The 23,381-nt window shown below is 73.4% G+C and carries 21 protein-coding genes; 3 read left to right on the top strand and 18 right to left on the bottom strand.

What is annotated here, in order from left to right; translation table 11 throughout:
* Positions 1-8: 8 nt before the first annotated feature.
* From rlmN to IR170_RS13915, 4 genes are all read right to left on the bottom strand, one after another.
* Positions 9-1,235 carry a 23S rRNA (adenine(2503)-C(2))-methyltransferase RlmN gene (rlmN, locus tag IR170_RS13900; protein WP_227489290.1) on the bottom strand — a complete coding sequence of 409 codons (1,227 nt, stop codon included), beginning with the start codon at positions 1,233-1,235 and terminating at the stop codon, positions 9-11.
* A gap of 68 nt (positions 1,236-1,303) precedes the next feature.
* Positions 1,304-3,022 carry a glycerol-3-phosphate dehydrogenase/oxidase gene (locus tag IR170_RS13905; RefSeq protein ID WP_056904596.1) on the bottom strand — a complete coding sequence of 573 codons (1,719 nt, stop codon included), beginning with the start codon at positions 3,020-3,022 and terminating at the stop codon, positions 1,304-1,306.
* Between the two features lie 134 nt (positions 3,023-3,156).
* Positions 3,157-4,674: a glycerol kinase GlpK gene (gene glpK, locus IR170_RS13910; protein ID WP_193664968.1), complete on the bottom strand. Its 1,518-nt coding sequence runs from the start codon at positions 4,672-4,674 to the stop codon at positions 3,157-3,159.
* An 86-nt stretch (positions 4,675-4,760) separates the two neighbouring features.
* On the bottom strand, positions 4,761-5,591 hold the full coding sequence (locus tag IR170_RS13915; protein ID WP_227489291.1) for an MIP/aquaporin family protein: 831 nt from the start codon (positions 5,589-5,591) through the stop codon (positions 4,761-4,763).
* Between the two features lie 148 nt (positions 5,592-5,739).
* On the opposite strand from IR170_RS13915, the gene IR170_RS20400 reads away from it, so the two are divergent.
* Together IR170_RS20400 and glpK (IR170_RS13925) are read left to right on the top strand one after the other, a co-directional pair.
* Positions 5,740-6,492 (top strand): IclR family transcriptional regulator, encoded by a 753-nt coding sequence (locus IR170_RS20400; RefSeq protein ID WP_056904597.1) that lies wholly within the window; start codon positions 5,740-5,742, stop codon positions 6,490-6,492.
* Positions 6,489-8,018, top strand: coding sequence for a glycerol kinase GlpK (gene glpK / locus IR170_RS13925; RefSeq protein WP_193664970.1), 1,530 nt, complete (start codon positions 6,489-6,491; stop codon positions 8,016-8,018). The genes IR170_RS20400 and glpK (IR170_RS13925) overlap by 4 nt, the downstream gene beginning before the upstream one ends.
* 31 nt (positions 8,019-8,049) lie before the next feature.
* Here glpK (IR170_RS13925) and IR170_RS13930 read toward each other — a convergent pair whose 3' ends face one another.
* The 6 genes from IR170_RS13930 to rpsB all read right to left on the bottom strand — a co-directional run bounded on the left by IR170_RS13930 (position 8,050) and on the right by rpsB (position 12,956).
* On the bottom strand, positions 8,050-8,493 hold the full coding sequence (locus IR170_RS13930; protein ID WP_193664972.1) for a hypothetical protein: 444 nt from the start codon (positions 8,491-8,493) through the stop codon (positions 8,050-8,052).
* A gap of 225 nt (positions 8,494-8,718) precedes the next feature.
* The gene (locus IR170_RS13935; protein ID WP_193664974.1) at positions 8,719-9,606 is read right to left on the bottom strand and encodes a phosphatidate cytidylyltransferase; all 888 of its coding nucleotides are present in this window, start codon (positions 9,604-9,606) and stop codon (positions 8,719-8,721) included.
* 20 nt (positions 9,607-9,626) lie between these two features.
* Complete coding sequence (gene frr / locus IR170_RS13940; RefSeq protein WP_200918953.1) at positions 9,627-10,181, bottom strand: ribosome recycling factor; 555 nt, start codon at positions 10,179-10,181, stop codon at positions 9,627-9,629.
* A gap of 52 nt (positions 10,182-10,233) precedes the next feature.
* Positions 10,234-10,947: a UMP kinase gene (pyrH, locus tag IR170_RS13945; RefSeq protein WP_056862385.1), complete on the bottom strand. Its 714-nt coding sequence runs from the start codon at positions 10,945-10,947 to the stop codon at positions 10,234-10,236.
* 143 nt (positions 10,948-11,090) lie between these two features.
* Positions 11,091-11,903 (bottom strand): translation elongation factor Ts, encoded by an 813-nt coding sequence (gene tsf, locus IR170_RS13950; RefSeq protein WP_193664976.1) that lies wholly within the window; start codon positions 11,901-11,903, stop codon positions 11,091-11,093.
* 96 nt (positions 11,904-11,999) lie between these two features.
* Positions 12,000-12,956, bottom strand: coding sequence for a 30S ribosomal protein S2 (gene rpsB / locus IR170_RS13955; RefSeq protein WP_193664978.1), 957 nt, complete (start codon positions 12,954-12,956; stop codon positions 12,000-12,002).
* 599 nt (positions 12,957-13,555) lie between these two features.
* Between rpsB and IR170_RS13960 the strand changes: the two genes are divergently transcribed.
* Complete coding sequence (locus IR170_RS13960; RefSeq protein WP_319805086.1) at positions 13,556-14,125, top strand: M23 family metallopeptidase; 570 nt, start codon at positions 13,556-13,558, stop codon at positions 14,123-14,125.
* A 107-nt stretch (positions 14,126-14,232) separates the two neighbouring features.
* On the opposite strand, the gene IR170_RS13965 is transcribed toward IR170_RS13960, so the two are convergent.
* The 8 genes from IR170_RS13965 to IR170_RS14000 form a co-directional block, all read right to left on the bottom strand.
* On the bottom strand, positions 14,233-15,132 hold the full coding sequence (locus IR170_RS13965; protein WP_193665230.1) for a tyrosine recombinase XerC: 900 nt from the start codon (positions 15,130-15,132) through the stop codon (positions 14,233-14,235).
* A gap of 160 nt (positions 15,133-15,292) precedes the next feature.
* Positions 15,293-16,456: a DNA-processing protein DprA gene (dprA, locus tag IR170_RS13970; protein ID WP_193664980.1), complete on the bottom strand. Its 1,164-nt coding sequence runs from the start codon at positions 16,454-16,456 to the stop codon at positions 15,293-15,295.
* Positions 16,453-18,045 carry a YifB family Mg chelatase-like AAA ATPase gene (locus tag IR170_RS13975; RefSeq protein ID WP_193664982.1) on the bottom strand — a complete coding sequence of 531 codons (1,593 nt, stop codon included), beginning with the start codon at positions 18,043-18,045 and terminating at the stop codon, positions 16,453-16,455. Before IR170_RS13975 ends, dprA begins: the two co-directional genes overlap by 4 nt.
* The gene (locus IR170_RS13980) at positions 18,045-18,413 is read right to left on the bottom strand and encodes a YraN family protein (RefSeq protein WP_193664983.1); all 369 of its coding nucleotides are present in this window, start codon (positions 18,411-18,413) and stop codon (positions 18,045-18,047) included. The genes IR170_RS13975 and IR170_RS13980 overlap by 1 nt, the downstream gene beginning before the upstream one ends.
* Before the next feature lie 134 nt (positions 18,414-18,547).
* Positions 18,548-20,488 carry a hypothetical protein gene (locus tag IR170_RS13985; protein ID WP_193664985.1) on the bottom strand — a complete coding sequence of 647 codons (1,941 nt, stop codon included), beginning with the start codon at positions 20,486-20,488 and terminating at the stop codon, positions 18,548-18,550.
* Positions 20,489-20,562: 74 nt separating this feature from the next.
* A complete protein-coding gene (locus IR170_RS13990) occupies positions 20,563-21,015 on the bottom strand; it encodes a TadE/TadG family type IV pilus assembly protein (RefSeq protein WP_251531378.1) in 453 nt (150 codons plus the stop codon).
* 176 nt (positions 21,016-21,191) lie between these two features.
* The gene (locus IR170_RS13995) at positions 21,192-22,925 is read right to left on the bottom strand and encodes a pilus assembly protein TadG-related protein (protein ID WP_193664990.1); all 1,734 of its coding nucleotides are present in this window, start codon (positions 22,923-22,925) and stop codon (positions 21,192-21,194) included.
* Positions 22,925-23,359 (bottom strand): TadE/TadG family type IV pilus assembly protein, encoded by a 435-nt coding sequence (locus IR170_RS14000; RefSeq protein ID WP_193664992.1) that lies wholly within the window; start codon positions 23,357-23,359, stop codon positions 22,925-22,927. The genes IR170_RS13995 and IR170_RS14000 overlap by 1 nt, the downstream gene beginning before the upstream one ends.
* Between the last annotated feature and the right edge of the window lie 22 nt (positions 23,360-23,381).

Here is a 23,381-nt window from a genome sequence, read left to right on the forward strand (position 1 = left end):
TCGGGAGGTCACTCGGCGGCGGCCAGCTGACCGCAGGCGCCGTCGATCTCGCGGCCGCGGGTGTCGCGCACCGTGGTCGGGATGCCCTTGGCCTCGAGGCGACGCACGAACTCCCGCTCGTCGGCGGGGTCGGAGGCGGTCCACTTCGATCCCGGCGTGGGGTTGAGCGGGATGAGGTTGACGTGCACCCAGCCCCAGTCGCCGTAGGAGCCGAGCACGTCGCCGAGCAGGTCGGCGCGCCAGGCCTGGTCGTTGATGCCGCGCATCATGGCGTACTCGATGGAGACACGGCGCTTGGTCTGGCGGGCGTAGTCCCAGGCCGCCTCGACGGTCTCGGCGACCGAGTAGCGGGTGTTGATCGGCACCAGCTCGTTGCGCAGCTCGTCGTCGGGGGCGTGCAGGCTCAGCGCGAGGGTCACCGGGATGCCCTCGGTGGTGAGCTGGCGGATGCGGGGCACCAGGCCGACGGTGGAGACCGTCACGCCGCGCGCCGACATGCCGAGGCCGTCGGGCGCGGGGTCGGTGAGGCGCCGCACGGCGCCGATGACGGCCTTGTAGTTGGCCAGCGGCTCGCCCATGCCCATGAAGACCACGTTGGAGACGCGGCCGGGGCCGCCGGGCACCTCGCCGCGGGCCATCGAGCGCGCTCCCGCGACGACCTGCTCGACGATCTCGGCGGTGCTCATGTTGCGCTGCAGGCCGCCCTGCCCGGTCGCGCAGAAGGGGCAGGCCATGCCGCAGCCGGCCTGGCTCGAGACGCACACCGTGGCGCGGTCGGGGTAGCGCATGAGCACCGACTCGACCAGGGCGCCGTCGAAGAGCTTCCACAGCGTCTTGCGCGTGGTGCCCTTGTCGGCCTCCATCGTGCGCAGCGGCGTCATGAGGCTCGGCAGCAGCGTGGAGACGAGCTCGGCGCGCTGGGCGGCCGGCAGGTCGGTCATCTGCTCGGGGTCGTCGGCCAGGCGGGCGAAGTAGTGCGTCGAGAGCTGCTTGGCCCGGAAGCCGGGCAGCCCGTTGTCCTCCAGCAGCGTCTTGCGCTCCGCGGAGGTCAGGTCGGCGAGGTGGCGCGGCGGCTTCTTGCGCCCCCGCGGCTCCTCGAAGACCAGCGGCAGGGTGAGGGCACCCTCGGGAGCGCCGGCCGCGACGGCGCCGGCGGAGGCACCGGGGGCCTCCGTGGCCTCGGCGGTGCCGGCGGACGGTGCGGTGGCGGGGGTCGGGTCAGGGTTCTGGGACATCAGGGCACCGATTCTCCCACCCCGGCCCCGCCCGCGGCGAGTCCGCGGACGGCGGCCGGGCCGGCAGGTCAGCTCAGCGGCACCACGTCGGGCGCGCCGAGGCGGGCGGCGTCGGCGGTGGCGTCGTCGGGCATCTGCTGGCTCTCGCGCTCGGCCTCGACCCGCTTGCGGTAGTGCTCGATCTCCAGGGAGCGCTGCTCCTCGCTCCACCCGAGCACGCCGCCGACGAGGTCGGCGACCTCCTCGGCCGCCCCGACGCCGCGGTCGAAGGTCTCGATCGAGAGCCGGATGCGGCGGGTGAGCACGTCGTCGAGGTGGCGGGCGCCCTCGTGGCTGGCGGCGTAGACCGCCTCCACGCGCAGGTAGTCGGGCGCCGCGGCCAGCGGCTCGCCGAGGCCCGGGTCGGCCGCGACCAGGTCGAGCAGCTCGTGGACCAGCGAGCCGTAGCGCTTGAGCAGGTGCTCGATCCAGACCTCGTGCAGACCCGAGCGCTGGGCCAGCACGTGGCGGGAGTTGAGCAGCGCGTGGTAGCCCTCCGCGCCCAGCAGCGGGATCTTGTCGGTGACCGACTTCCCCACCACGCGGTCGAACTGCGAGGACAGCCCGAAGACGGCCTCGTCGACGGCGTCCTGGGCCATGATCCGGTACGTCGTGTACTTGCCGCCCGCGACCACGACCAGGCCGGGGGCCGGGTGGCCGACGGCGTGCTCGCGGGAGAGCTTGGAGGTCGCCTCCGACTCCCCCTCCAGCAGCGGGCGCAGCCCGGCGTAGACGCCCTCGACGTCGGAGCGGGTCAGCGGGGTCTCCAGCACGGCGTTGACGTGCTCGAGCAGGTAGTCGATGTCGGCCTCGCTGGCCGCGGGGTGGGCCTTGTCGAGGGCCCAGTCGGTGTCGGTGGTGCCGATGATCCAGTGCCGGCCCCACGGGATGACGAAGAGCACCGACTTCTCGGTGCGCAGGATCATCCCGACCTCGGAGCGGATGCGGTCCTTGGGCACGACGAGGTGGATGCCCTTGCTGGCGCGCACGTGGAACTGGCCGCGCTGGCCGCCCAACGACTGGGTCTCGTCGGTCCACACACCGGTGGCGTTGACGACCTGCTTGGCGCGGATCGTGACGGTGCGGTCGTTCTCGAGGTCGCGCACCACGGCGCCGGTGACCCGCTCCCCCTCGCGCAGCAGCTCCACGACGCGGGCGCGGGAGGCCACGTGGGCGCCGTAGGCCGCCGCGGTGCGGGCGATGAACATGGTGTGGCGGGCGTCGTCGACCTGGGCGTCGTAGTACTTCAGCGCGCCGACCAGGGCGTCCTTGCGCAGCGACGGCACCAGCTTGCGGGCGCCGCGTCGGGTGAGGTGCTGGTGCAGCGGCACGCCCGCCCGCCCGGAGATGCGGCTCATGGCGTCGTAGAGCGCGACGCCGGAGCCGGCGTAGAGCCGCTCCCAGCCGCGGTGCTGGAGCGGGTAGAGGAAGGCCACGGGGTGCACGAGGTGCGGGGCGAGCTCCTGCAGCAGCAGGCCGCGCTCCTTGAGCGCCTCGGCGACGAGACGGAAGTCGAGCATCTCGAGGTAGCGCAGGCCGCCGTGGACCAGCTTGCTGGAGCGGCTCGAGGTGCCGGAGGCGAAGTCGCGGGCCTCGACCAGCCCGACCTTCAGCCCGCGGGTGGCGGCGTCGAGCGCGCTGCCCGCGCCGACCACCCCACCGCCGATGACCAGGATGTCCAGCTCCTCGGAGGCCATGGCCTCCAGGGACTGCTCGCGCAGCTCGGGTGACAGGGCGACGGACCTCATCAGGGTGTCCTCTCGACGGTGGGGCGGGTGCGGTACGACGGGTGGTGCCGGTGGTGCCTGGCCTGCGTGGTGCCGGTGGTGGAGCGGGGCCGGGCCGGCCGGTCAGGCGGCGACCGGCCGGGCCGGGGTCGGCGTCACTCCACGTCGACCCAGTCCAGCGTGCGCTCGACCGCCTTCTTCCACTGGGTGTAACCCGCCTGGCGACGCTCCTCATCCCACTGTGGCGACCATCTCCTCGCCTCGTTCCAGTTCTCGCGCAGCTCGTCGGTGTTGTTCCAGAACCCGACGGCCAGACCGGCGGCGTAGGCCGCGCCGAGCGCCGTGGTCTCGGCCACGACGGGTCGGCTGACCTCGACGCCGAGCACGTCGGCCTGGATCTGCATGCACAGCTCGTTGGCGGTCACGCCGCCGTCGACCTTGAGCACCTCCAGGGTCACGCCGGAGTCCTTCTCCATGGCCTCGGCGACGTCACGCGACTGGTAGCAGATCGACTCCAGCGTGGCGCGGGCCAGGTGGGCGTTGGTGTTGAAGCGCGAGAGCCCGACGATGGCGCCGCGGGCGTCGGAGCGCCAGTAGGGCGCGAAGAGGCCCGAGAAGGCCGGCACGAAGTAGACCCCGCCGTTGTCGTCGACCTGGCGGGCCAGCGACTCGCTCTGCGCGGCGCCGGAGATGATCCCGAGCTGGTCGCGCAGCCACTGCACCGCCGAGCCGGTCACCGCGATGGAGCCCTCGAGGGCGTAGACGGTGTCCTGGTCGCCGAACTTGTAGCAGACCGTGGTGAGCAGGCCCGACTTCGACCTCACCAGCTCGGTGCCGGTGTTGAGCAGCATGAAGTTGCCGGTGCCGTAGGTGTTCTTGGCCTCGCCGGGGGCGAAGCAGACCTGGCCGACCGTGGCGGCCTGCTGGTCGCCGAGGATGCCGGTGAGGGGCACCTCGCCGCGCAGCGGGCCGTTGGCCCGGGTGGTGCCGTAGCCGCCCGGCTCGGAGGAGGAGCGGATCTCGGGCAGCATCTGTCGCGGGATGTCGAAGAGGGCCAGCAGCTCGTCGTCCCACTGCAGGGTCTCGAGGTCCATCAGCATGGTGCGGCTGGCGTTGGTCGGCTCGGTGACGTGCACGCCGCCGTCGGTGCCGCCGGTGAGGTTCCAGATCAGCCAGGAGTCGGTGTTGCCGAAGATCGCGTCGCCGGCCTCCGCGGCCTCGCGGACCCCGTCGACGTTCTCCAGGATCCACTGGATCTTGCCACCGGAGAAGTACGTCGCGGGCGGCAGGCCCGCCCGCTCCCGGATCAGGTCGCCGTGGCCGTCGCGCTCGAGCTTGCTGGCGATCCGGTCGGTGCGGGTGTCCTGCCACACGATGGCGTTGTAGTAGGGCCGCCCGGTCTTGCGATTCCACACCACGGTGGTCTCGCGCTGGTTGGTGATGCCGAGCGCGCAGAGGTCCTCGGCGGTGAGCTTGGCCTTGCCGAGCCCGGTCTCGATGACCGAGCGGGTGCGCTCCCAGATCTCCACCGGGTCGTGCTCCACCCAGCCGGCCTGCGGCAGGATCTGCTCGTGCTCGAGCTGGTGGCGGGCCACCTCGTTGCCGCCGTGGTCGAAGATCATGAAGCGGGTGCTGGTGGTGCCCTGGTCGACGGCTCCGACGTACTCGGCCATGCGTGCCTCCTGGTGTGGGTGGGTGCTGCTGGTGCTGGTGGTGGGACTGGCGCTGGGGCTGGTGCCGGGGGCGGTGACGGGTCCGGTCACTGGTTGGGCCGGGGCTCGCTGACCGCCTCGTCCTGGGCGCCGTCGGCGGGGTCCTCGGTGAGGTGGTTCTCGATGAGCAGCTTGAAGAGCGCGCCGCCGATGAGGCCGCCGATGATCGGGGCGATGATCGGCAACCAGAAGTACAGGTCGCCGTTCTGGTCGTTGAGCGCCCCGCCGTAGCCGGTCATGAGCGAGGCCAGGCGCGGCCCGAGGTCGCGGGCGGGGTTGATGGCGTAGCCGGCGTTGGCGCCGAAGGCCATGCCGATGGCCACCACGAGCAGGCCGACCACGACCGGGCCGAGGTTGGCCAGGGGCGGGTTGTTCCACGCCGTGGTGAGGGCGAAGATCACGAAGACGAGGATCGCGGTGCCGACGACCTGGTCGAGGAAGGCCGTGGGGATGCTGACGCCCGCGCCACCGTTGCCGGGCAGCGTGGAGAAGATGCCCTGGGTCTTGATGGTGTGGTCGGGGTCGACGGTCGCGATGAGGTCGGCGTAGGTGGCGCGCACGATGAGTGCCGCGACGAAGGCGCCGAGGAGCTGGGCGAGGGAGTAGGGCAGCACCTTGCGCCAGGAGAAGCCCTTGAAGGCCGCGAGCGCGATGGTGACCGCCGGGTTGAGGTGGGCGCCCGACAGGCGGGCGGCGACGTAGACGCCGAGCGTGACGCCGAGGCCCCAGGCCCAGGCGATCGAGTCGTGGTCGCCGAGGCTGCCGTCGGCGCTGGTCGACACCTGGGCGACCACGCCCGTGCCGAACAGGATCAGGATCATCGTGCCGGCGAACTCCGCACAGAGCTCGCCGACCAGGGGGTTCTTCGTGGACCGCAACTGTCTCTCCTCCCGGACGCGCCGTGCTCCTCCGGGACTCGGGGGTGGCGCCGGTCACAGCCAACACGAGACGCGCGTCACAGGCGAGGCCCGTCGTTCGACATGACCGAACGTGCGTTCGTCGATGTCGAACGTCTAGGATCGGCCGGTGGCCACCATCCAGTCCATCGAGCGGGCCGCGGCCGTGCTCCACGTGCTCGGCGCGGTGCACGAGCCGGTGGCGCTCGGAGAGCTCTCCCGCCTGCTCGACCTGCCCAAGCCCACCGTGCACGGGATCGTGCGCACCCTGTGCGAGGTCGGCTTCGTGACCCAGGAGCCCGACACCGGCCGCTACGCCCTGGGCTCGGGCCTGGCCACCCTGGGCGAGGGTCTCGATCCCCACCTGCTGCGCTCGCGCGCCGTCAACTGGGCCGACGGGCTCGCGGCGCGCACCGGCATGGAGGTCGAGCTGGGCGTGCTGACCGGGCGCACCGTCGAGCTCGTGCACCACGTCTTCCGCCCCGACGGCTCGCCCCAGCGCCTGCGCGTCGGCGAGCTGCAGCCGCTGGCCACCAGCGCCCTCGGCCTCGTGCTGCTCGCCTTCTCCCCCGCGGTGAGCGCCTCGGCGGCCCGCGAGGCGGGCGACCCGACCCCCCGGGTCTCGCTCGCCCGTGCGGTGCAGCTGGCCCGCCGCCAGGGATGGGCCTGCGTCGACAGCACGCTGCGCCCCGGTGTCGCCACCCTCGCGGCTCCCCTGCGCCGCCACCTGGGGCACAGGCTCGGGGTGGGGGTGGGCGCGCTGGGCGTCAGCGGACCGCGCGACCGCGTCCTCGGGCCGTCCGGCGAGCCCCGCGACGACCTGGTCACGCAGGTCGTCGCCGCCGCCCACGCCGTCTCCTCGACCCTGCAGGAGCGGCTGTGAGCGCGTCGTACGTCGCCTCGATCGACCAGGGCACCACCTCCACGCGGTGCCTGCTCTTCGACCACGCGGGGCGGATGGTCTCGGTGGCGCAGCACGAGCACCACCAGCACTACCCCCGGCCCGGCTGGGCCGAGCACGACGCGGCCGAGATTTGGGCCAACACGCTGCGGGTGCTGCCCGAGGCCCTGGCGCTCGCGGGGCTCCAGCCCTCCGACGTGGCCGCGGTGGGCATCGCCAACCAGCGCGAGACCACGGTGGTCTGGGACCGCGCCACCGGGCGACCGGTCGCACCCGCCATCACCTGGCAGGACACCCGCACCGCCGACCTGGTCGCCGAGCTCGGCCGCAGCGCCGCCGCGCCGCTCTTCGAGGAGGTCTGCGGGCTGACACCGGCCGGCTACTTCGCCGCGCCCCGGCTGCGGTGGCTGCTCGACCACGTGCCGGGCCTGCAGCGCCGGGCCCGGCTCGGCGAGGTCGCCTTCGGCACGATGGAGTCCTGGCTGATCTGGAACCTCACCGGCGGCCCTGACGGCGGCGTCCACGTCACCGACGTCACCAACGCCAGCCGCACCATGCTGATGGACATCCACACCCTGCAGTGGGACCAGCGCCTGCTCGACGCCCTCGACGTGCCGGCGGCGATGCTGCCCGAGATCCGCCCCAACGCCCAGGTCTACGGCACCTGCACGGTCGGGCTGCCGGGTGTCGTCATCGGCGGCGCCTTCGGCGACCAGCAGGCCGCGCTCTTCGGGCAGACCTGCTTCGACGAGGGCGAGGCCAAGTGCACCTACGGCACCGGCGCCTTCCTGCTGATGAACACCGGCGCCAGCGTCACGCCCTCCACGCACGGCCTGCTCTCGACGGTCGCCTACGCCCTCGAGGGCGAGCAGCCCGTCTACGCCACCGAGGGGTCGATCGCCGTGGCCGGGGCGCTCGTGCAGTGGTTCCGCGACTCGCTGGAGATGATCTCCTCGGCCCCCGAGATCGAGACCCTCGCACGTCGCGTGGAGGACAACGGCGGGTGCTACATCGTGCCGGCCTTCGCCGGCCTCTTCGCCCCCCGCTGGCAGGCCGACGCGCGCGGCGTCGTCGTGGGCCTCACGTCCTACGTCACCCGCGGTCACCTCGCGCGGGCCGTGCTCGAGGCCACCGCCTGGCAGACCTGCGAAGTGGTGGAGGCCGTCGACCTCGACACCTCGCTGACCCTGTCACGGCTGCGGGTCGACGGCGGCATGACCGCCAACCACCTGCTGATGCAGACGGTCGCCGACGTGCTCGACGTGCCGGTCGAGCGGCCGCTGGTGGCCGAGTCGGTCTCGCTCGGGGCGGCCTACGCCGCCGGCCTGGCCGTCGGCTTCTGGCCCGACCTCGATGTCCTGCGCGGCACGTGGCGCCGCGCGGCGCTGTGGGAGCCGTCGATGAGCCCCGTCGTGCGCCGCCGGGAGCGGGCGGCCTGGGACCGCGCGGTGCAGCGCACCCTGCACTGGGTGGTCGACGAGGACCCCGACGCCGCACCACCCGGCTGAGCCGACCGCACGGTCAGCCCGGCCAGCCCGGTCAGCCGCGGGCCACCAGGATCCAGAGCACGAGGCCGCCGACGCCCAGCACGACGACGGCCGTCGAGACCATGCCGAGCGCCATGTAGCGGCCGAACCGCCGGGTGCGCGGCACGACGAGCAGCACCGCGGGCACCAGCAGCGCCACGAGCACGTAGGGGAAGAGCCGCTCCGCGGTGTCGTAGGCGACCACCGCGTTGAGCACCGCGCCGTAGACGCCCGGCACCAGGATGAGGAAGAGCAGCCCGGCGAAGAAGCCGGACAGCGCGGTGAAGGTCGGATGGTCGCGGTGCCACCAGCTCGGGCCCCCGTCGGCGCCGTCGGCCCGGCCGGTCTCGTCGGTCCGGCCGCTCCCGGCCGCCTCGGACGGGTCGACCTCCGCGGTCGCGGGCTCGTGCGACGGGTCCGGCGTCGTGGTGACCGGCCGGTCGGGGGTCGTGTCCATGGGAGGCAATATCTCACCTGTCGGCCCGCGACGGCCGCTCACCGCGCCCGCGGGCACCGGCACGGCCCGTCGAGCGCTCCCACCTCGACGGAGATCGGCGGCCGGGCGGTCCCGGTCGTCCCTGGCGCGGGCGAGCCGGACCACGCCGCTCGTGGCGTCAGCCGACCCGGCCCGAGCACCGGGCGCGCGGCGCCCACGAGGTGGACGAGCGCAGCAGGAGGCGGCTCAGAAGACGGCGTAGTGCAGCAGCAGCCAGATCGGCGCGGCCGTGGCGAGCAGGGAGTCGAGACGGTCCATGAGGCCGCCGTGGCCCGGGATGACCTGGCTCATGTCCTTGATGCCGAGGTCGCGCTTGATGACCGACTCGCACAGGTCACCGAGGGTGGCCATCACGACGGTGATCAGGCCGAGGGCCACGCCGACCCACCAGTCGCCGTCGAGCAGCCACACCACGAGGGCCGTGCCGCCGGCGACGGTGGCGACCGCCGACCCCGCGAAGCCCTCCCAGGACTTCTTCGGGGAGATGACCGGCGCCATCGGGTGGCGCCCGAAGAGCACGCCGCCGACGTAGCCACCGGTGTCGGAGGCGATGGTGACCAGGATGAAGACGATGACCGCCAGCACGCCGTCGTTGTCGAGGCCGGCGCCGCTCGAGCCGCCCTCGGCCAGCAGCAGCGCGACGAACGAGCCGAGGAACGGCACGTAGACCAGGGTGAAGACCGACGCCGTGGCGTTCATGACGTAGCCGTCGATGCCCCGGCGCAGCAGCCACAGCATGATCACCAGTGCGGCGACCGCAGTGGCGGTGACCAGCGCGGAGGCGCCGAAGAAGTAGGCGACGGCCACCATCGCGGCGCCACCCACCATGAGCGGCTGCTCGGGCAGGTCGATGCCCTTGGCGCCGAAGCCGCGGTGCAGCTCCCAGATCGCCACCACGACGGCGGCGACCACGATGACCATGAAGGCCGCCTTGTAGAACAGCAGCGACGCAGCGATCGCCGCGAGCAGGACGAAGGCCGAGGCGAACGCGGCAGGCAGGTCACGCCCGGCGCGACCGTGGTCCTTGACCGGTGGGGTCGCGCCGGGGGTGGTGTCCGGGGAGGTGTCTGTCATCGAGTCGGTGGTGGGAGGTCTCAGACCTCCAGCAGCTCCGCTTCCTTGTTCTTGAGCATCTCGTCGATCGCGTCGGTGTGCTTCTTGGTGGTGCCGTCGAGGCGCTTCTCGGCCCCGGTGACGTCGTCCTTGCCGACCTCGCCGTCCTTCTCGAGCTTCTCGAGGTTCTGCTTCGCGGTGCGACGCAGGTTGCGCACCGCGACCCGGCCGTCCTCGGCCTTGCCGCGCGCGACCTTGATGTACTCCTTGCGCCGCTCCTCGGTGAGCTCGGGGAACACGCAGCGCAGCACCTTGCCGTCGTTGGAGGGGTTGACGCCCAGGTCGGAGTCGCGGATCGCGCGCTCGACGTTGTTCATCGCACCCATGTCGTAGGGCTGGATCAGGATGACCCGCGCCTCGGGGGCGGTGAAGCTCGCCAGCTGCTGCAGCGGGGTCGGCGAGCCGTAGTAGTCGACCACGATCTTGTTGAACATGCTGGGGTGGGCCCGGCCGGCGCGGATCGCGGCGAACTCCTCGCGCGTCGACTCCACCGACTTGCTCATCTTGCTGTCGGCCTCGTTGAGGATGTCGTTGATCACCGAAGGGGCTCCTTGTGTCGTCGCGGACTGCTGCGGGCGGGGCGGGCGCTCAGCCCGCGCTCACCCGCGTGCCGATCTTCTCACCCTGCACGACGCGCAGGATGTTGCCCTCGGGCTCCATGCCGAAGACGATCATGGGCAGCTTGTTCTCCCCGCACAGGGCGAACGCCGTCTGGTCCATGATCCGCAGGCCCTGGGAGATGGCCTCGTCGTAGGTCAGCTCGTCGTACTTGGTCGCGGTGGGGTCGAGGTGGGGGTCGGCGGAGTAGACGCCGTCGACCCCGCTCTTGGCCACCAGCACCACGTCGCAGCGGCTCTCCAGCGCGCGCTGCACGGCCACGGTGTCGGTGGAGAAGAAGGGCATGCCCATGCCGGCGCCGAAGATGACGACGCGGCCCTTCTCCATGTGGCGGATCGCGCGGCGCGGCACGTAGGGCTCGGCGACCTGACCCATCGTGATGGCGGTCTGCACCCGGGTCTCGACGCCCATCTTCTCCAGGAAGTCCTGCAGCGCCAGGCAGTTCATGACGATCCCGAGCATGCCCATGTAGTCGGCCCGTACGCGGTCCATGCCCCGCTGCTGGAGCTCGGCGCCGCGGAAGAAGTTGCCGCCGCCGGTGACGACGGCGATCTGCACGCCCGCCTCGGCCACGGCGGCGATCTCCTTGGCGATGCCCTGCACCACGTCGGGGTCGATGCCGACGTTGCCGCCGCCGAACACCTCTCCGGAGAGCTTGAGGAGCACACGCTTGTATCCGGTCACGGACGGTCCCTTCGAGAGCGGGTCGGGGGGTGCACAGCGAGGAGGCCGGCGACGATGATCAGGGTCTGAGTCATCGTCGGCCGGCCTCCTCGTCGAGCGTGTGGCGCCAACCTAGTGGATGACGCCGGAACGGGTCGTGGCGATCAGGCCCCGACCTCGAAGCGGGCGAAGCGCTTCAGCGTGGTGCCGGCCTCGTCCAGGACGGTCTTGACCGACTTCTTGTTCTCGGTGACCGAGGGCTGCTCGAGCAGCACCACGTCCTTGAAGAAGCCGTTGAGGCGACCCTCGGTGATCTTGGCGATGGCCTGCTCCGGCTTGCCCTCCTCGCGCGAGGTCGCCTCGGCGATCTCGCGCTCCTTGGCGACGACGTCGGCGGGGACCTCGTCGCGGGTGAGGTACTGCGGGCGCATGGCGGCGACCTGCATGGCCGCACCCTTGGCGGCGGTCTCGTCGCCGTCGTACTCGACGAGGACGCCCACGGCCGGCGGGAGGTCGGCGGCACGCTTGTGCATGTAGACCACGACGGGGCCCTCGAAGTAGGCCACACGACCCAGCTCGATCTTCTCGCCGATGGAGACGGCCAGGTCGTCCACGACCTCGCCGACGGTCTTGCCGTCGAGCGGGACGGCCTTGAGCGCCTCGGCGTCGACGGCCTTGGCCTGGTCGGCGGCGTCGGCGATGCGCTGGGCGGCGGAGACGAAGGCGTCGCCCTTGGCGACGAAGTCGGTCTCGCAGCGCAGCTCGACGAGGGCACCACCGGAGGTGGCGACCAGGCCGGCGGTGGCCTCGCGCTCGGCGGCGCGCTCGGCCATCTTCTTGCCACCCTTGATGCGCAGGATCTCGACGGCCTTGTCGAAGTCGCCCTCGGCCTCGGTCAGCGCCTTCTTGCAGTCCATCATGCCGGCGCCGCTGGTCTCGCGGAGCTTCTTGACGTCCGCGGCGGAGATGTTCGCCATGTGCTTCGTCCCTCGGTTCTGTGTGAGTGGGAGGTGTCCGGGCGTGCCACCGTCCGCGAGCGTCGCTCGCGGACGGTGGTCACGGCTGGAGCAGGATCAGGCCTTGGCCTCGTCGGCCGCGGGGGCCTCGGCGGTCTCGGTCTCGGCGGGGGCCTCGGCGGCCGGCTCGGCCGACGCGGCGACCTCGGCGGACTCGGCGCCCTCGGAGGAGGCACCGGTCGCCTCGGAGGCCGGGGCCTCCGAGGTGGCGTCGGAGGCGGTGGCGGTCTCGGCGGCCTTCTCGGCGTCGCCGGCCAGGAGCTCGCGCTCCCACTCGGCCAGCGGCTCCTCGGCGGTGGCGCTCTCGGCCCCGGTCTTGGCGCCGGAGCGGGCGATGAGGCCCTCGGCCACGGCGTCGGCGACCACGCGGGTCAGCAGACCGACGGCGCGGATGGCGTCGTCGTTGCCCGGGATCGGGAAGTCGACCTCGTCGGGGTCGCAGTTGGTGTCCAGGATGCCGATGATCGGGATCCGGAGCTTGCGGGCCTCCTCGACGGCGAGGTGCTCCTTCTTGGTGTCGACGATCCACACGGCCGACGGGGTGCGACCCATCTCGCGGATGCCGCCCAGGGTCTTCTCGAGCTTGTCGCGCTCCCGCTTCATCTGCAGGAGCTCCTTCTTGGTGCGACCGGAGCCCGCGACGTTGTCGAAGTCGAGCTCGTCGAGCTCCTTGAGACGGTTGATCCGCTGGTGCACCGTCTGGAAGTTGGTGAGCATGCCGCCCAGCCACCGCTGGTTGACGTAGGGCATCCCGACGCGGGTCGCCTGCTCGGCGATCGCCTCCTGGGCCTGCTTCTTGGTGCCCACGAACATCACGGTGCCGCCCTTCGAGACGGTCTCCTTGATGAAGGCGTAGGAGCGGTCGATGTAGGCCAGCGACTGCTGCAGGTCGATGATGTAGATGCCGTTGCGCTCGGTCATGATGAAGCGCTTCATCTTGGGGTTCCAGCGACGGGTCTGGTGCCCGAAGTGGACGCCGCTCTCGAGGAGCTGGCGCATGGTGACGACTGCCATGGTGTTGTTTCTCCTGTGTGGCCGCGAGCCCGTGCGTGCGTCCTTGCCCTCCGCCCGGGGGCGGGGAGGACGCACCGGCGCTCGAGGCCGGTCGTGTTCTCGGTTGTTCGCCCCCAGCGGGTGCTGGGAGCCCTGACGCCGGCACGCGACCCGACCTGCGCGGTGGGAGCCACAGGACCGAGGGTCGTCGCCCACGGGAGACCGACCACCCCGGTGAGGGTGGTCGACGCGGTCTGCCGACGTGCGAAGTCGACCACTGCGGACATGCCGCACTGATCGCACTCTCCAGCCTACGCGCTGGCCGCCGCAGCAGCCCAATCCGACGACCCACGAGTCGCCCCCAGGCGGCGCGACGCCGCGCCCCCTCCACACCGTGCGCCCGCTCCTCCCCGGTCCACCCGACGGTCCTCGAGCCTGGGGTCATGCGCCGTCACCCGCCGACCCTCCCCGTCCGTGCCGTGACGCCCCGGACCGCCGGGACCGGCTCGGCCGGCCCGCCGAGGTCCGCTCGGGCACGGAGGCGGCTCCTGGCGGGCGCGGGACTCACGCTGGCGTCGCTGCTCGGCGTCGTCGCGCCGGCCAGCGCCGGGGAGGACCCGGTGGGCACCTGGCCCCTGCTCCCGCCTCCGGAGGTGACGGCGCGCTTCGACGCGCCGGCCTCACCGTGGGCGCCGGGCCACCGAGGGGTCGACCTGCTCGGCCGGCCGGGCCAGGCGGTGAGGGCGGCGCTGCCGGGCACGGTCTCCTTCTCCGGCACCATCGCGGGCCGCGGCGTGGTCGTGGTCGACCACGGCGTCACCCGCACCACCTACGAGCCGGTGGCCGGGACCGCCGCAGTGGGCTCCACCGTCTCCGGCGGCGAGGAGATCGGGGCCCTGCAGGTCGGCGGCTCGCACTGCGCGCCCCGCTCCTGCCTGCACTGGGGGTGGATCGCGGATCCCGACACCTACCTCGACCCCCTGCGCCTGGTGGGGGCCGGGCCCGTGCGCCTCCTCCCCCTGGGGTCGGGCGGGGCGGCGGGAGCGGTCGGGCCGCCCGCGGCCGGGCCGGCGGCGACGTCGCCGGTGCCGTGGGCGCCCCCGCTCCCCCGGGGCGCGTGGGTGGCCTGGGTCCCGTGGGCTCCGTGGCTGGGGCTGGTGGACCGGGGGGCCGAGGAGCCGAGGGGCTGACGCACGACCGGTGCGGTCGCCCCGGACGGCTCGACGACCCGTGCCGCGGCGCGGGCAGCGGTGCTCACGGCCCGGGTGGCTCACGGCGCAGGCGCCACCCGGTGGGCCTAGGCGCGGGGGTGGGCCTGCTGGTAGGCCCGGCGCAGCCGGTCGGTCGTGACGTGCGTGTAGAGCTGCGTCGTGGCCAGGGAGGCGTGGCCCAGCAGCTCCTGCACCGAGCGCAGGTCGGCGCCACCCTCGAGCAGGTGGGTCGCCGCGGTGTGACGCAGGCCGTGGGGTCCGATGTCGGGGGCTCCGGGCACGTCCGCGATGCGTCGGTGCACGAGGGTCCGCACGGCGCGCTGGTCGATGCGACCACCCCTGACACCGACGAACAGCGCAGGGCCCGACCCGGCCCGCACGAGAGCCGGTCGCCCGTGCCGGACCCAGAAGTCGACCGCGCGGGCGGCGGGCCGGCCGAAGGGGACCGTGCGCTCCTTGCGGCCCTTGCCGAGCACCCGCACGACGTTGCGCTCGCGGTCGACGTCGTCGACGTCGAGGCCGACCAGCTCGCCGACCCGGACGCCCGTGGCGTAGAGCAGCTCGAGCATCGCGACGTCGCGCAGGCCCACGGGGCTGCCGTCGTCGGCCAGCTCGCTCGCGGCCCGGATCAGGTCGGCCGCCTCGTCGGCGCGCAGCACCGGGGGCAGGGTCCGGTGGGCCCGAGGGCTGGCGAGGCTGGCGCCGACGTCCTGGGGGGCCCGCCCGGTGCGGGCGAGCCAGGCGGTGAGCACGCGCGCAGCGGTCGCCCGGCGGGCGAGGGTCGTGCGGGAGAGTCCCATCGTCTGCTGCTTGGCCAGCCAGCTGCGCAGCGTGCGGAGGTCGAGGGTGCCGACGTCGGTGTGGCCGAGGCGACGGGCGTGCTCGAGGAGGCCGGCGACGTCGGCGAGGTAGGCACGGACGCTGTGGGGGCTCAGGTCGCGCTCGACGGCGAGGTGCCGCTCGTAGTCGGCCAGGACGCGCGTCATCTCCGGCGGCAGCGTGTCGGTGGGCTCGGTGGGCTCGGTGGGCTCGGCCGACCGCCCGTCGTCCGCCGGCCCACCCGTGCCCGAGGACGCGGCGACGGCGGCTGCCCTGTCGTCCGGCGCCGGGGTGCTCATCAGGCGATGCTAGGCCGGGCCGGCCTGCTCAGTCGTGAGCCAGTGCGGCGAGCCGCCAGCCCTCCTCACCGTGCTCCACGAGCCCCGCACGGTGCAGGCGGCTCAGGGCCGACTGCACCTCGAGGAGCCCGAGCCCCGCGGCCCGGGCCACGGAGTCGGCGGGCGCGGCGCGCGCGACCGGCACACCGTCGAGGACCTGCTGGTCGCGCCGGCTGAGGCGGTCGCGGCTGCGCACCGGGCCGCGGGGCTCCTCGACCAGGTGCTCACCGCTGGCTCCCACCAGCTCGAGGACGTCGGCCCCGCCCGTCACCAGCGCCGCGGCACCGGAGCGCAGGAGCTGGTGGACGCCCTGCGACGGCGCGCTGGTCACGGGCCCCGGCACCCCCATCACGACCCGGTGGAGCCGACCGGCCCAGTTGGCGGTGTTGAGAGCGCCGCTGCGGGCGGCCGCCTCGACGACGACGGTGCCGCAGGTCAGCGCGGCGATGAGCCGGTTGCGGCTGAGGAAGCGGATGCGGGTGGGCGGCAGTCCCGGTGCCGTCTCCGAGACCACCGCACCCACCGTGGCGATGTGGTCCAGCAGGGTCGAGTGGGCGGCGGGGTAGCTCCGGTCGGCGCCGCACGCGAGGACCGCCGCGGTCGGCGCACCCGAGGCGAGCGCCCCGCGGTGGGCCGCCTGGTCGATGCCGAAGGCCGCCCCCGAGACCGCGGTGAGCCCGGTGAGCGACACCCGGGCGGCGATGTCACGCGCGACGCTCTCGCCGTAGGTCGTCGACGAGCGCGAGCCGACCACCGCCACTCCCCCGGCGAGCTCGTCGAGACGCAGGGGCCCGCGCACCCACAAGCCGATCGGCACGCCGCCGCGGTCGTGGAGCGGGTCGGCCGAGCGCAGGTCGTCGAGGCCCGCGGGCCACTCGGGGTCGCCCGGCACGACGAACCGGATCCCCCGCTCCTCGGCCTGCACGAGCTCACGCTCGGGATCGAGGGCCTCCAGCCGCTGCCCGACGTCGTCGAGCAGGCCGTGCAGGTCGTGCTGGGAGGTGAGGTGCTCGTGGACGGCGACGGGTCCGAGATCGGTGACCAGGGTGTTCATCCGCAGGTCGCCCGGCTCGGCGAGCCTGCTCAGCGCGACGCGGGCCAGCCGGTCGTTGAGCCCGACCCGTGGCGCCGACCCGGTGGGTCGCCGGCTCATCCGGCGCGCCGCAGCGTCGAGGACAGCAGCGGCTCGCCCCGGCGCAGCCGCAGCGCCACCTCGACCTCGTCGAGCCCCGGTCTGGCCCGCTCGTCGGGCAGGAGGTCGAGGACGGTCCAGGCGAGGCGGTTGACCCTCACGGCACCGCGGCCGGTCAGCTGGCCGGCGTAGACCTGCTCGTCGACCATCCGCTGGGCGTCGGCGTCCAGCCGCCACCGGTCGCGCAGCTGCGGGCCCGGGGTGTGGGCGTTGAGCCGCCAGCTGCACCCGGCGTAGCGGTCGGCCTGACGGCGGCGGGCCAGGGACACCCGGCGCCGCACCACCTCGGAGGGCTCGGCGCGGCTGAAGACGTCGCGCTGGTCGTGCGGGGCCAGGGGCTCGACGTAGCGCACGACGTCGATGCGGTCGGCGATGGGACCGGTGATGCGGGCGCGGTAGTCGCGACGCTTGCGCTCGGTGCACCCGCAGCTCATCGCGCCCGACCGCGGGGCGTACTCGCCGCAGGGACAGGGGTTGCAGGCGAGCACCACCATGGCCCGGGCCGGCAGCGTGACCGACTCCTCGCGGCGCGCCACGGTGACGTCGCCGCTCTCGAGCGGCTGGCGCAGCGCGTCGATGACGTCGCTGTGGAAGAGCGGGAACTCGTCGAGGAACAGGACCCCGAGGTGGGTCCGGCTCAGCTCGCCGGGCCGGACCGCGCCGCTGCCGCCACCGATGAGGCTGGCCTTGCTGGCGTCGTGGTGGGGGGCGCTGAACGGAGGGCGGACCACCATGCCCGCGCCCGGCTCCAGCACCCCGGCCAGGGAGTGGATCGCGGTGAGCTCCAGGGACTCCGAGCCGGTGAGGTCGGGGAGGATGGTCGGTATCCGCTCGGCGATGCTGGTCTTGCCGGCGCCCTTGGGCCCCTCCAGCATCAGGTGGTGGCCACCCGCGGCGGCGACCTCGACGGCGAAGCGGGTGTCCTCGAGACCCAGCAGGTCGGCGAAGTCGCCCTCCTCGCGGCGCTCGTCGCCGCGCCAGGCGAGGAGACGGCTCCCGCTCGCCGAGGCCACCGGCGGCGCCCAGGGCACCTCGTCGCCGCGGAGCTCGGCGACCACCTGACCCAGCGACCGCACCCCGAGGACCTCCATGTCGGGCACCATCGCGGCCTCGTGCGCCTGCGGCTCGGGCACGAAGACCCGGCGCACGCCCCGTGCCGCGGCCGCCAGCACCATCGGGAGGACCCCGTGCACGCCGCGCAGGTTGCCGTCGAGGGTGAGCTCGCCGATGAGCACGACCCCGTCGAGCGCGGCCTTCGGCACCGTGCCGTCGGCGGCGAGCACCGACACGGCGATGGCCAGGTCGAAGTGGGTGCCGCGCTTGAGCAGGTCGGCCGGGGACAGCAGGATCGTGATGCGCTTGGTGGAGGGCCACTCGAAGCCGCCGTTGATGACGGCCATGCGGCAGCGGTCGCGCGACTCGTTGAGCGAGGCGTCGGGGCGGCCGACGAGCGTGAGCCCCACCTGGCCGGGTGACACGTCGGTCTGGACGTCGATGAGGTGCCCCAGGGCGCCGTGCAGGGACACCGACCGCGCGGTCGCCGTGCTCATCACACCAGCCCCCGCACGTGGTCGATGGTCGAGGCGCCCTGGCGGGGCCGCAGCACCGCCACCAGGTCGATGCGGAGCTCGACGCGCCCCAACCCCTGCTCCACCCGCCACGCCTCGCCGAGGCGCAGCAACCGGTCGAGCTTGGCGTCGGTGACCGCCTCGTGCGGCGTGCCGCGGCCCAGGCTGCTGCGGGTCTTGACCTCGCAGACCACCAGGACGTCGCCGTCGCGCAGGACGAGGTCGATCTCTCCTGCCGGGCAGCGCCAGTTGCGTGCGAGCACCGTCATCCCCTGCGCCACGAGGTGACGCTCGGCGAGCGCCTCGCCGTAGGCACCCAGGGCCTGTCGTGATCCTGCCGTCGTCGTCATGGGACCTCCTGACGAGGAGGCTCCTCCGGATCGCCGGTGCGTGGGGTCCCACCGCAGGAGGGTGTGGAGGACGCTCCGGTCGCGTGCGTCTGTGGACGACTCGTGGTCCTGCCCGGGGCTTACGTCGCGTCGGCTCAGCCGACGAGGCGCACGATGCTGGGCCCGAGGTCGGCGTCGTAGGCCACCGTCGGCGCCTGCGCGTCGACCGGGAGGGCCGTCTTGTCGAAGACGAAGACCTGGAGCGCCTTGACCGAGTTGCCGTTGATCGCCAGGCCGTTGGAGGCCGAGGCGGCGCTGCTCTGGGTCTCGTCGGTGAGGAAGCCGGGCACGAAGTCCAGGATCGGCTGGAAGCGCTTCTGGGCCCGGTCGGTGGCGTAGACCACCGGGAGCCACACGAGCCGGGGCGAGTCGACGACCTCCGGCGCCAGCATCGTGGCCGACACCCCCGTGCGGGTCAGCGAGTCGAGCGTGGCGCCGTTGCGCAGGAAGCAGGAGAGCACGTCGTTGTTGAGCCGCACGCTGCCGACGACGAGGTCGCCGCGACCCGGGCAAGTGGTGGCGCCGTTGCGCACGTCGAGGCGCCCCGGCCTCGACCCCGTGCCGCTGACGAAGCCGTCGTAGAGGGCCGGACCGTCGTTGCCGGTGTCGCCGAGGATGCAGTTGCGGCCGTCGAGGGGCTGGTCGTCCGGCACGGCTCCGCTGATCCAGGAGGAGCCGCTGCCGCACTCCTTGGTGACGGTCTGGCCCACGGCGAAGGAGTAGGGCACCAATTGGTGGTCGAGGCCGCCGGCGATGTTCGCCGCGAGCCGTCGCTGACCGGTGAGGCCGTCGCGCCGGGGGCTGTCGAGCTGGCCGAAGTTGCCGCGGTCCTGACCCACGCAGCCCACGGGCACCCCGGTCGGCGACGGCGCCGGCTCCGGCGTCGGCGTCGGTGTCGCCGTCGGGGAGGCGGTCTGCGTGGGCGAGGGCCCGGCGCTCGGGGACGGGCTCGGGCTCGCCGTCGGCGTCGGGCTGGGGGTCGGCGAGGGCGACGGGCCGACCACCACGTAGTCGAGGTGGTTGGCGGAGATCTCCAGCCGGGCGTTGCCCTTCGCCTGGATCAGGGCGTAGACCCGCCACGTGCCGGGGGTGGCCGACACCTCGCCGCCCACGGTGAAGGTCGGCACGACCAGCGGGTTGGTCTTGCCGACGTCCTGGGCGGCGTAGTCGACGAACGTGGAGCCGTCGGGTGAGTAGAACCGGATCGAGGCACGATCGGTGTTGCTGGGGATGGAGTCGACCTGGAGCTGGGAGACGCTGAGCTGCTGCCCGACCGTGACGCTCAGGGTGCGGGGGCTGGTGATCCGGTGGGACCCCACCGGGACGCCGGGCGAGGCCACCGCGGTCGCCGTCGTGGTCGTGGGGCTCGGGCTGGCCGTCGCGGCCGGGCCGCCCGACCCGCTCGCCGTGGCGGTCGGGCTGGACGTCGGGCTGGGCGTCGGGCCGGGCGTCGGGCTGGGCGTCGGGCTGGGGGCGACGGTCGTGGTCGTCGTGGTCGCGGCGAGCGAGTTGCCGCCGGTGGTGTCGGCGGCGGCCGGGCCGAGGGCGCACCCGTCGGGCAGCCAGAAGGGCACCATGTCGGCGGGCGACGGCAGCGGCGAGACCACCCTGACCGTCGCGACCCGCTGCACGTCGACGGCCGTCCGGCCGAGCACGCCGGCGAGGCCGAACTCGACGTGGGCGGCCGGCGCCACGACCTCCATCTGCACGCAGACGTCGGTGCAGGCCGTGCCGTCGGCGTGCTCGAAGGACACTTCGCCGTTGGCGCGCTGGCCGTCGAGCAGGGCCGACCCGGTGGCGACCGGCTGGCCGGGGGCGCGGTTGGCGTTGAGGTAGCGGGCCGCGTCGGCCGCGATCGCCGCGGGCGCGGCCTCCGGCACCGACACCCTCATCGGCAGGCGCCACCCGGCGCTGGTCGCCGTCACGTCGGCCTGCTTCTGCACCGCGCGTCCCCGGGACCAGGCGTTGCCGAGGTCGACCGCGAGCGCGGAGACCCCGAAGAGCACGACGGCCATCACGGCGATCATCACCGCCATGGCCCCGCCCTCGTCCCGCGTACGCCGACGGCGCCGAGCCGCCCGGGGAGCGGCCGGGCGGGCGCACCGCCCGGTCACGGGCAGGCCTCGGGCTGGCGCGGCACGAACTCGACGCGCGCCTCGGCGGTGGCGTTGACCTCGCCGTCGTCGACGAAGGGCAGGATCGGCAGCTGCAGGTCGAAGCTGTCGAACTGCACCGTCACCGTCACCACGTCGCCCACCTGCACCTGGCTCGGCAGCGCGGTGGCGTAGCTGCGCCGCACGGTCGCGGTGGAGCCCGACCCGGTGAGGCCCTGGATGTCGGCGGCGACGGCGGTGCGGTAGGCGGCGCAGGTCGCGGGGTCGCCGACGGCCGCCATCCGGGCGGCGTTGCGGGCGATGTCGCTGCCGCCCTGCATGGCCCAGAAGTAGAGGCCGTACTGGATGATCCCGAAGAGCAGCAGGAAGAGCACGGGCATGAGCAGGGCGAACTCGACGACGGTCGCGCCCCGCTCGGAGCGCTGCCGTGCCGCTCGTCTGGTGCCCACAGCCGGTCGCCTCTCGGGAGCGCTGCTCAGGTCCCCCGGTGGACACGCGTCAGCGACAAGGAGCATCGGTCGGGCCGGACCCGTGCTGAGCGCTCGCTCGGTAAAATCAACGCGAGATCCTCAGATCGGTAACAGATCCACCACGGCCCGCGTCCCACTGGAGGACGGCGACCGGCTCAGCCGCGCAGTGCGGGGAGGCTGCACACCGCCTCGAGGGCGAACACGTCGGCGCCACCCACCCGCACGCCCAGGAGCCTGGCGACCGGGCCGACGAGCTGGCTGTCGAGGTTGCTGGCCAGCGGGGTGAGGGTCTTGTTGACGAAGGCGTTGGGCCCGTTGGTGAGCCCGTCGAGCACCGCCGTGGTGACGGAGGTGATCTGGCTGGCGTTGAGGGTCAGGCCGGCGGCGGTGATGGAGGAGGAGGTGATGGTGGGCACCACCGAGCTGAGCACGTTGACGGTGCCGCCGGTCGACTTCGGCGTGACGTCGTTGGGAGGCAGCGCCAGTGAGACGGTGCTGGTCGCGGCCGGGGCGGGGCTGCTCATGGTGAGCCTCACCCCCACGTCGACCGCCACGTCGACCGAGGTCAGCAGCAGCTCGAGCTTGAGGGTGCCCTTGACCTCGAGGTCGACGGTGAGGCTGTACTCCGCGAGCCCGCTGGCCACGGCCACCGAGAAGGTCGAGGGGTCGGTCGTGGTGCCGTTGCCGCAGTGGACCTGGGGCGGGTCGACGAGCTGGGAGGTGGCGTTGCCCAGCTTGAGGTGCACGTTCCCGGTGGCCTTCGGGGTCTGCAGGGTGCCCTTCACCAGGCCGAGGTTGAGGTTCATGCTCGGGAGGTTGACGAAGGTCAGGCCCAGGTCGCCGGCGATCTGGCTCGTGGCCGCACGTGCCTCGGCCGAGTTGGGCGCGCCGCAGGCGGTCTGCCTGCCCTGCTGCACGAAGATCCCGCCGGTCACCTGGCTGCCGAGGCCGGGCACCTGCGCCTGGAGGTTGGGGACGGCCACGGCGTGCTGGCCGGTGGCGACGCCGACCGAGCCCGCGATCAGGTCGAGCACGTTGAGCCCGGTCTCCAGGGCGGCGCTGTCGGTCGGGGAGATGTTGAGCAGCGAGCCCAGCCGCACCGCCGGCACGCTGCCGGCGACGGCCAGGAAGGAGCCGAGGGCGCTGACGGCCGCGCTGTAGCCGGCCGGCTTCTCCTTGTTGAGCACGTCGATGGTGCCCTTGACCAGGTCGCCGAAGGCCACCGGCGCGGTGAGCAGCTCGGTCTCGGTGCCGAGCACGGCGGTCGCGGCCAGCTGGGCCAGGCTCACCTCGGTGTTGGCGATGCCCTGGTAGCCGACCAGCGTGAGGTCGACCCCCAGCAGGCTGTTGAGCGGGGCGAGCAGGGCCGAGTCGTTGCTGCGCACCGCCGCGGCGTAGGACCCCAGGGCGTGGCAGGCGGTCGTGGTCGAGGTGGCGTACGCCGTGCGCGTCGCGCTGCCCGAGCCGGCGGCGAAGGCGAAGTCGGTGCTCGCGCTGGCGACGACCTTGACGGCGGTGGGCGGCTCGGCGGTCGTGTTCCAGGTCGTGCCGTTCCACGACCCCCAGTCGGCGGTCACGACGAGGTCGTCGCCGAGCGTGGTGCTGTTGCGGGCGACGCTCTGGCTCAGCAGCGAGGTGGACGAGGTGGTCACCAGCGCGGCCAGCTGGGCCTGGGAGCGGCCGTCGATCTCACGGGCCATGTCGAGCGCGACGACGTCGGCGATGGCCTGCATGTCACGGCGCACGACGCGCTGGGTGCCGAGGTCGACGGCGAGCGCGGCCACGGCGAGCAGCAGGGCGATGGTGACCGCGAGGAAGACCGCGACGGCGCCGCGCTGGCCGCGCTGGCCGCGCTCGTCACGGTGCACGCACCAGGTGCCCCGCAGCATCAGCTCACCCTCGCCGTCGCGGTGTAGCTCAGCGTCTGCGGCAGCGGCACGAGCGGGAGCTTCGGGGTCAGCGGCCGAGCGGCGTAGGGGTAGGACACCAGCACCTGCACGCAGCGGGCGCTGCCGCAGGTGGTGAAGGTGACCGTGCAGGTGGCACCGGAGCTGCAGGAGACGCCGTAGCTCTGGAGCGCCTCGTTCACGCTGGCCAGGGCGGCCGTGCGGCGCGAGGCCTCCTGGGTGGTGTTGAAGGCCTGGGCGCCCACGGCGGCCGCACGGGCACCCTCGGCCGCCCCCTGGCTGATCGCCTGGCGGAAGCTCAGCATGTAGCCGTAGGTGATGATCCCGAAGACGAGCAGCAGCAGCAGCGGCGCCACGAGGGCGAACTCGACCGCGGCCGCGCCCCGCTCGCGGTCGCGTCCCTGTCGCAGACCCATGTCTCCCTCACCCCGCACAGCA

The organism is Nocardioides kribbensis (assembly GCF_015070375.1).
GTDB classification, from domain to species: domain Bacteria; phylum Actinomycetota; class Actinomycetes; order Propionibacteriales; family Nocardioidaceae; genus Nocardioides; species Nocardioides kribbensis.

Excerpts from the sequence above, each read along its gene's own strand:
- rlmN (WP_227489290.1), bottom strand. The coding sequence starts at position 1,235 with ATGTCCCAGAACCCTGACCCGACCCCCGCCACCGCACCGTCCGCCGGC.
- IR170_RS13905 (WP_056904596.1), bottom strand. The coding sequence starts at position 3,022 with ATGAGGTCCGTCGCCCTGTCACCCGAGCTGCGCGAGCAGTCCCTGGAG.
- glpK (WP_193664968.1), bottom strand. The coding sequence starts at position 4,674 with ATGGCCGAGTACGTCGGAGCCGTCGACCAGGGCACCACCAGCACCCGC.
- IR170_RS13930 (WP_193664972.1), bottom strand. The coding sequence starts at position 8,493 with ATGGACACGACCCCCGACCGGCCGGTCACCACGACGCCGGACCCGTCG.
- IR170_RS13935 (WP_193664974.1), bottom strand. The coding sequence starts at position 9,606 with ATGACAGACACCTCCCCGGACACCACCCCCGGCGCGACCCCACCGGTC.
- tsf (WP_193664976.1), bottom strand. The coding sequence starts at position 11,903 with ATGGCGAACATCTCCGCCGCGGACGTCAAGAAGCTCCGCGAGACCAGC.
- rpsB (WP_193664978.1), bottom strand. The coding sequence starts at position 12,956 with ATGGCAGTCGTCACCATGCGCCAGCTCCTCGAGAGCGGCGTCCACTTC.
- IR170_RS13965 (WP_193665230.1), bottom strand. The coding sequence starts at position 15,132 with ATGACGCGCGTCCTGGCCGACTACGAGCGGCACCTCGCCGTCGAGCGC.
- dprA (WP_193664980.1), bottom strand. The coding sequence starts at position 16,456 with ATGAGCCGGCGACCCACCGGGTCGGCGCCACGGGTCGGGCTCAACGAC.
- IR170_RS13975 (WP_193664982.1), bottom strand. The coding sequence starts at position 18,045 with ATGAGCACGGCGACCGCGCGGTCGGTGTCCCTGCACGGCGCCCTGGGG.
- IR170_RS13980 (WP_193664983.1), bottom strand. The coding sequence starts at position 18,413 with ATGACGACGACGGCAGGATCACGACAGGCCCTGGGTGCCTACGGCGAG.
- IR170_RS13985 (WP_193664985.1), bottom strand. The coding sequence starts at position 20,488 with ATGGCGGTGATGATCGCCGTGATGGCCGTCGTGCTCTTCGGGGTCTCC.
- IR170_RS13995 (WP_193664990.1), bottom strand. The coding sequence starts at position 22,925 with ATGCTGCGGGGCACCTGGTGCGTGCACCGTGACGAGCGCGGCCAGCGC.
- IR170_RS14000 (WP_193664992.1), bottom strand. The coding sequence starts at position 23,359 with ATGGGTCTGCGACAGGGACGCGACCGCGAGCGGGGCGCGGCCGCGGTC.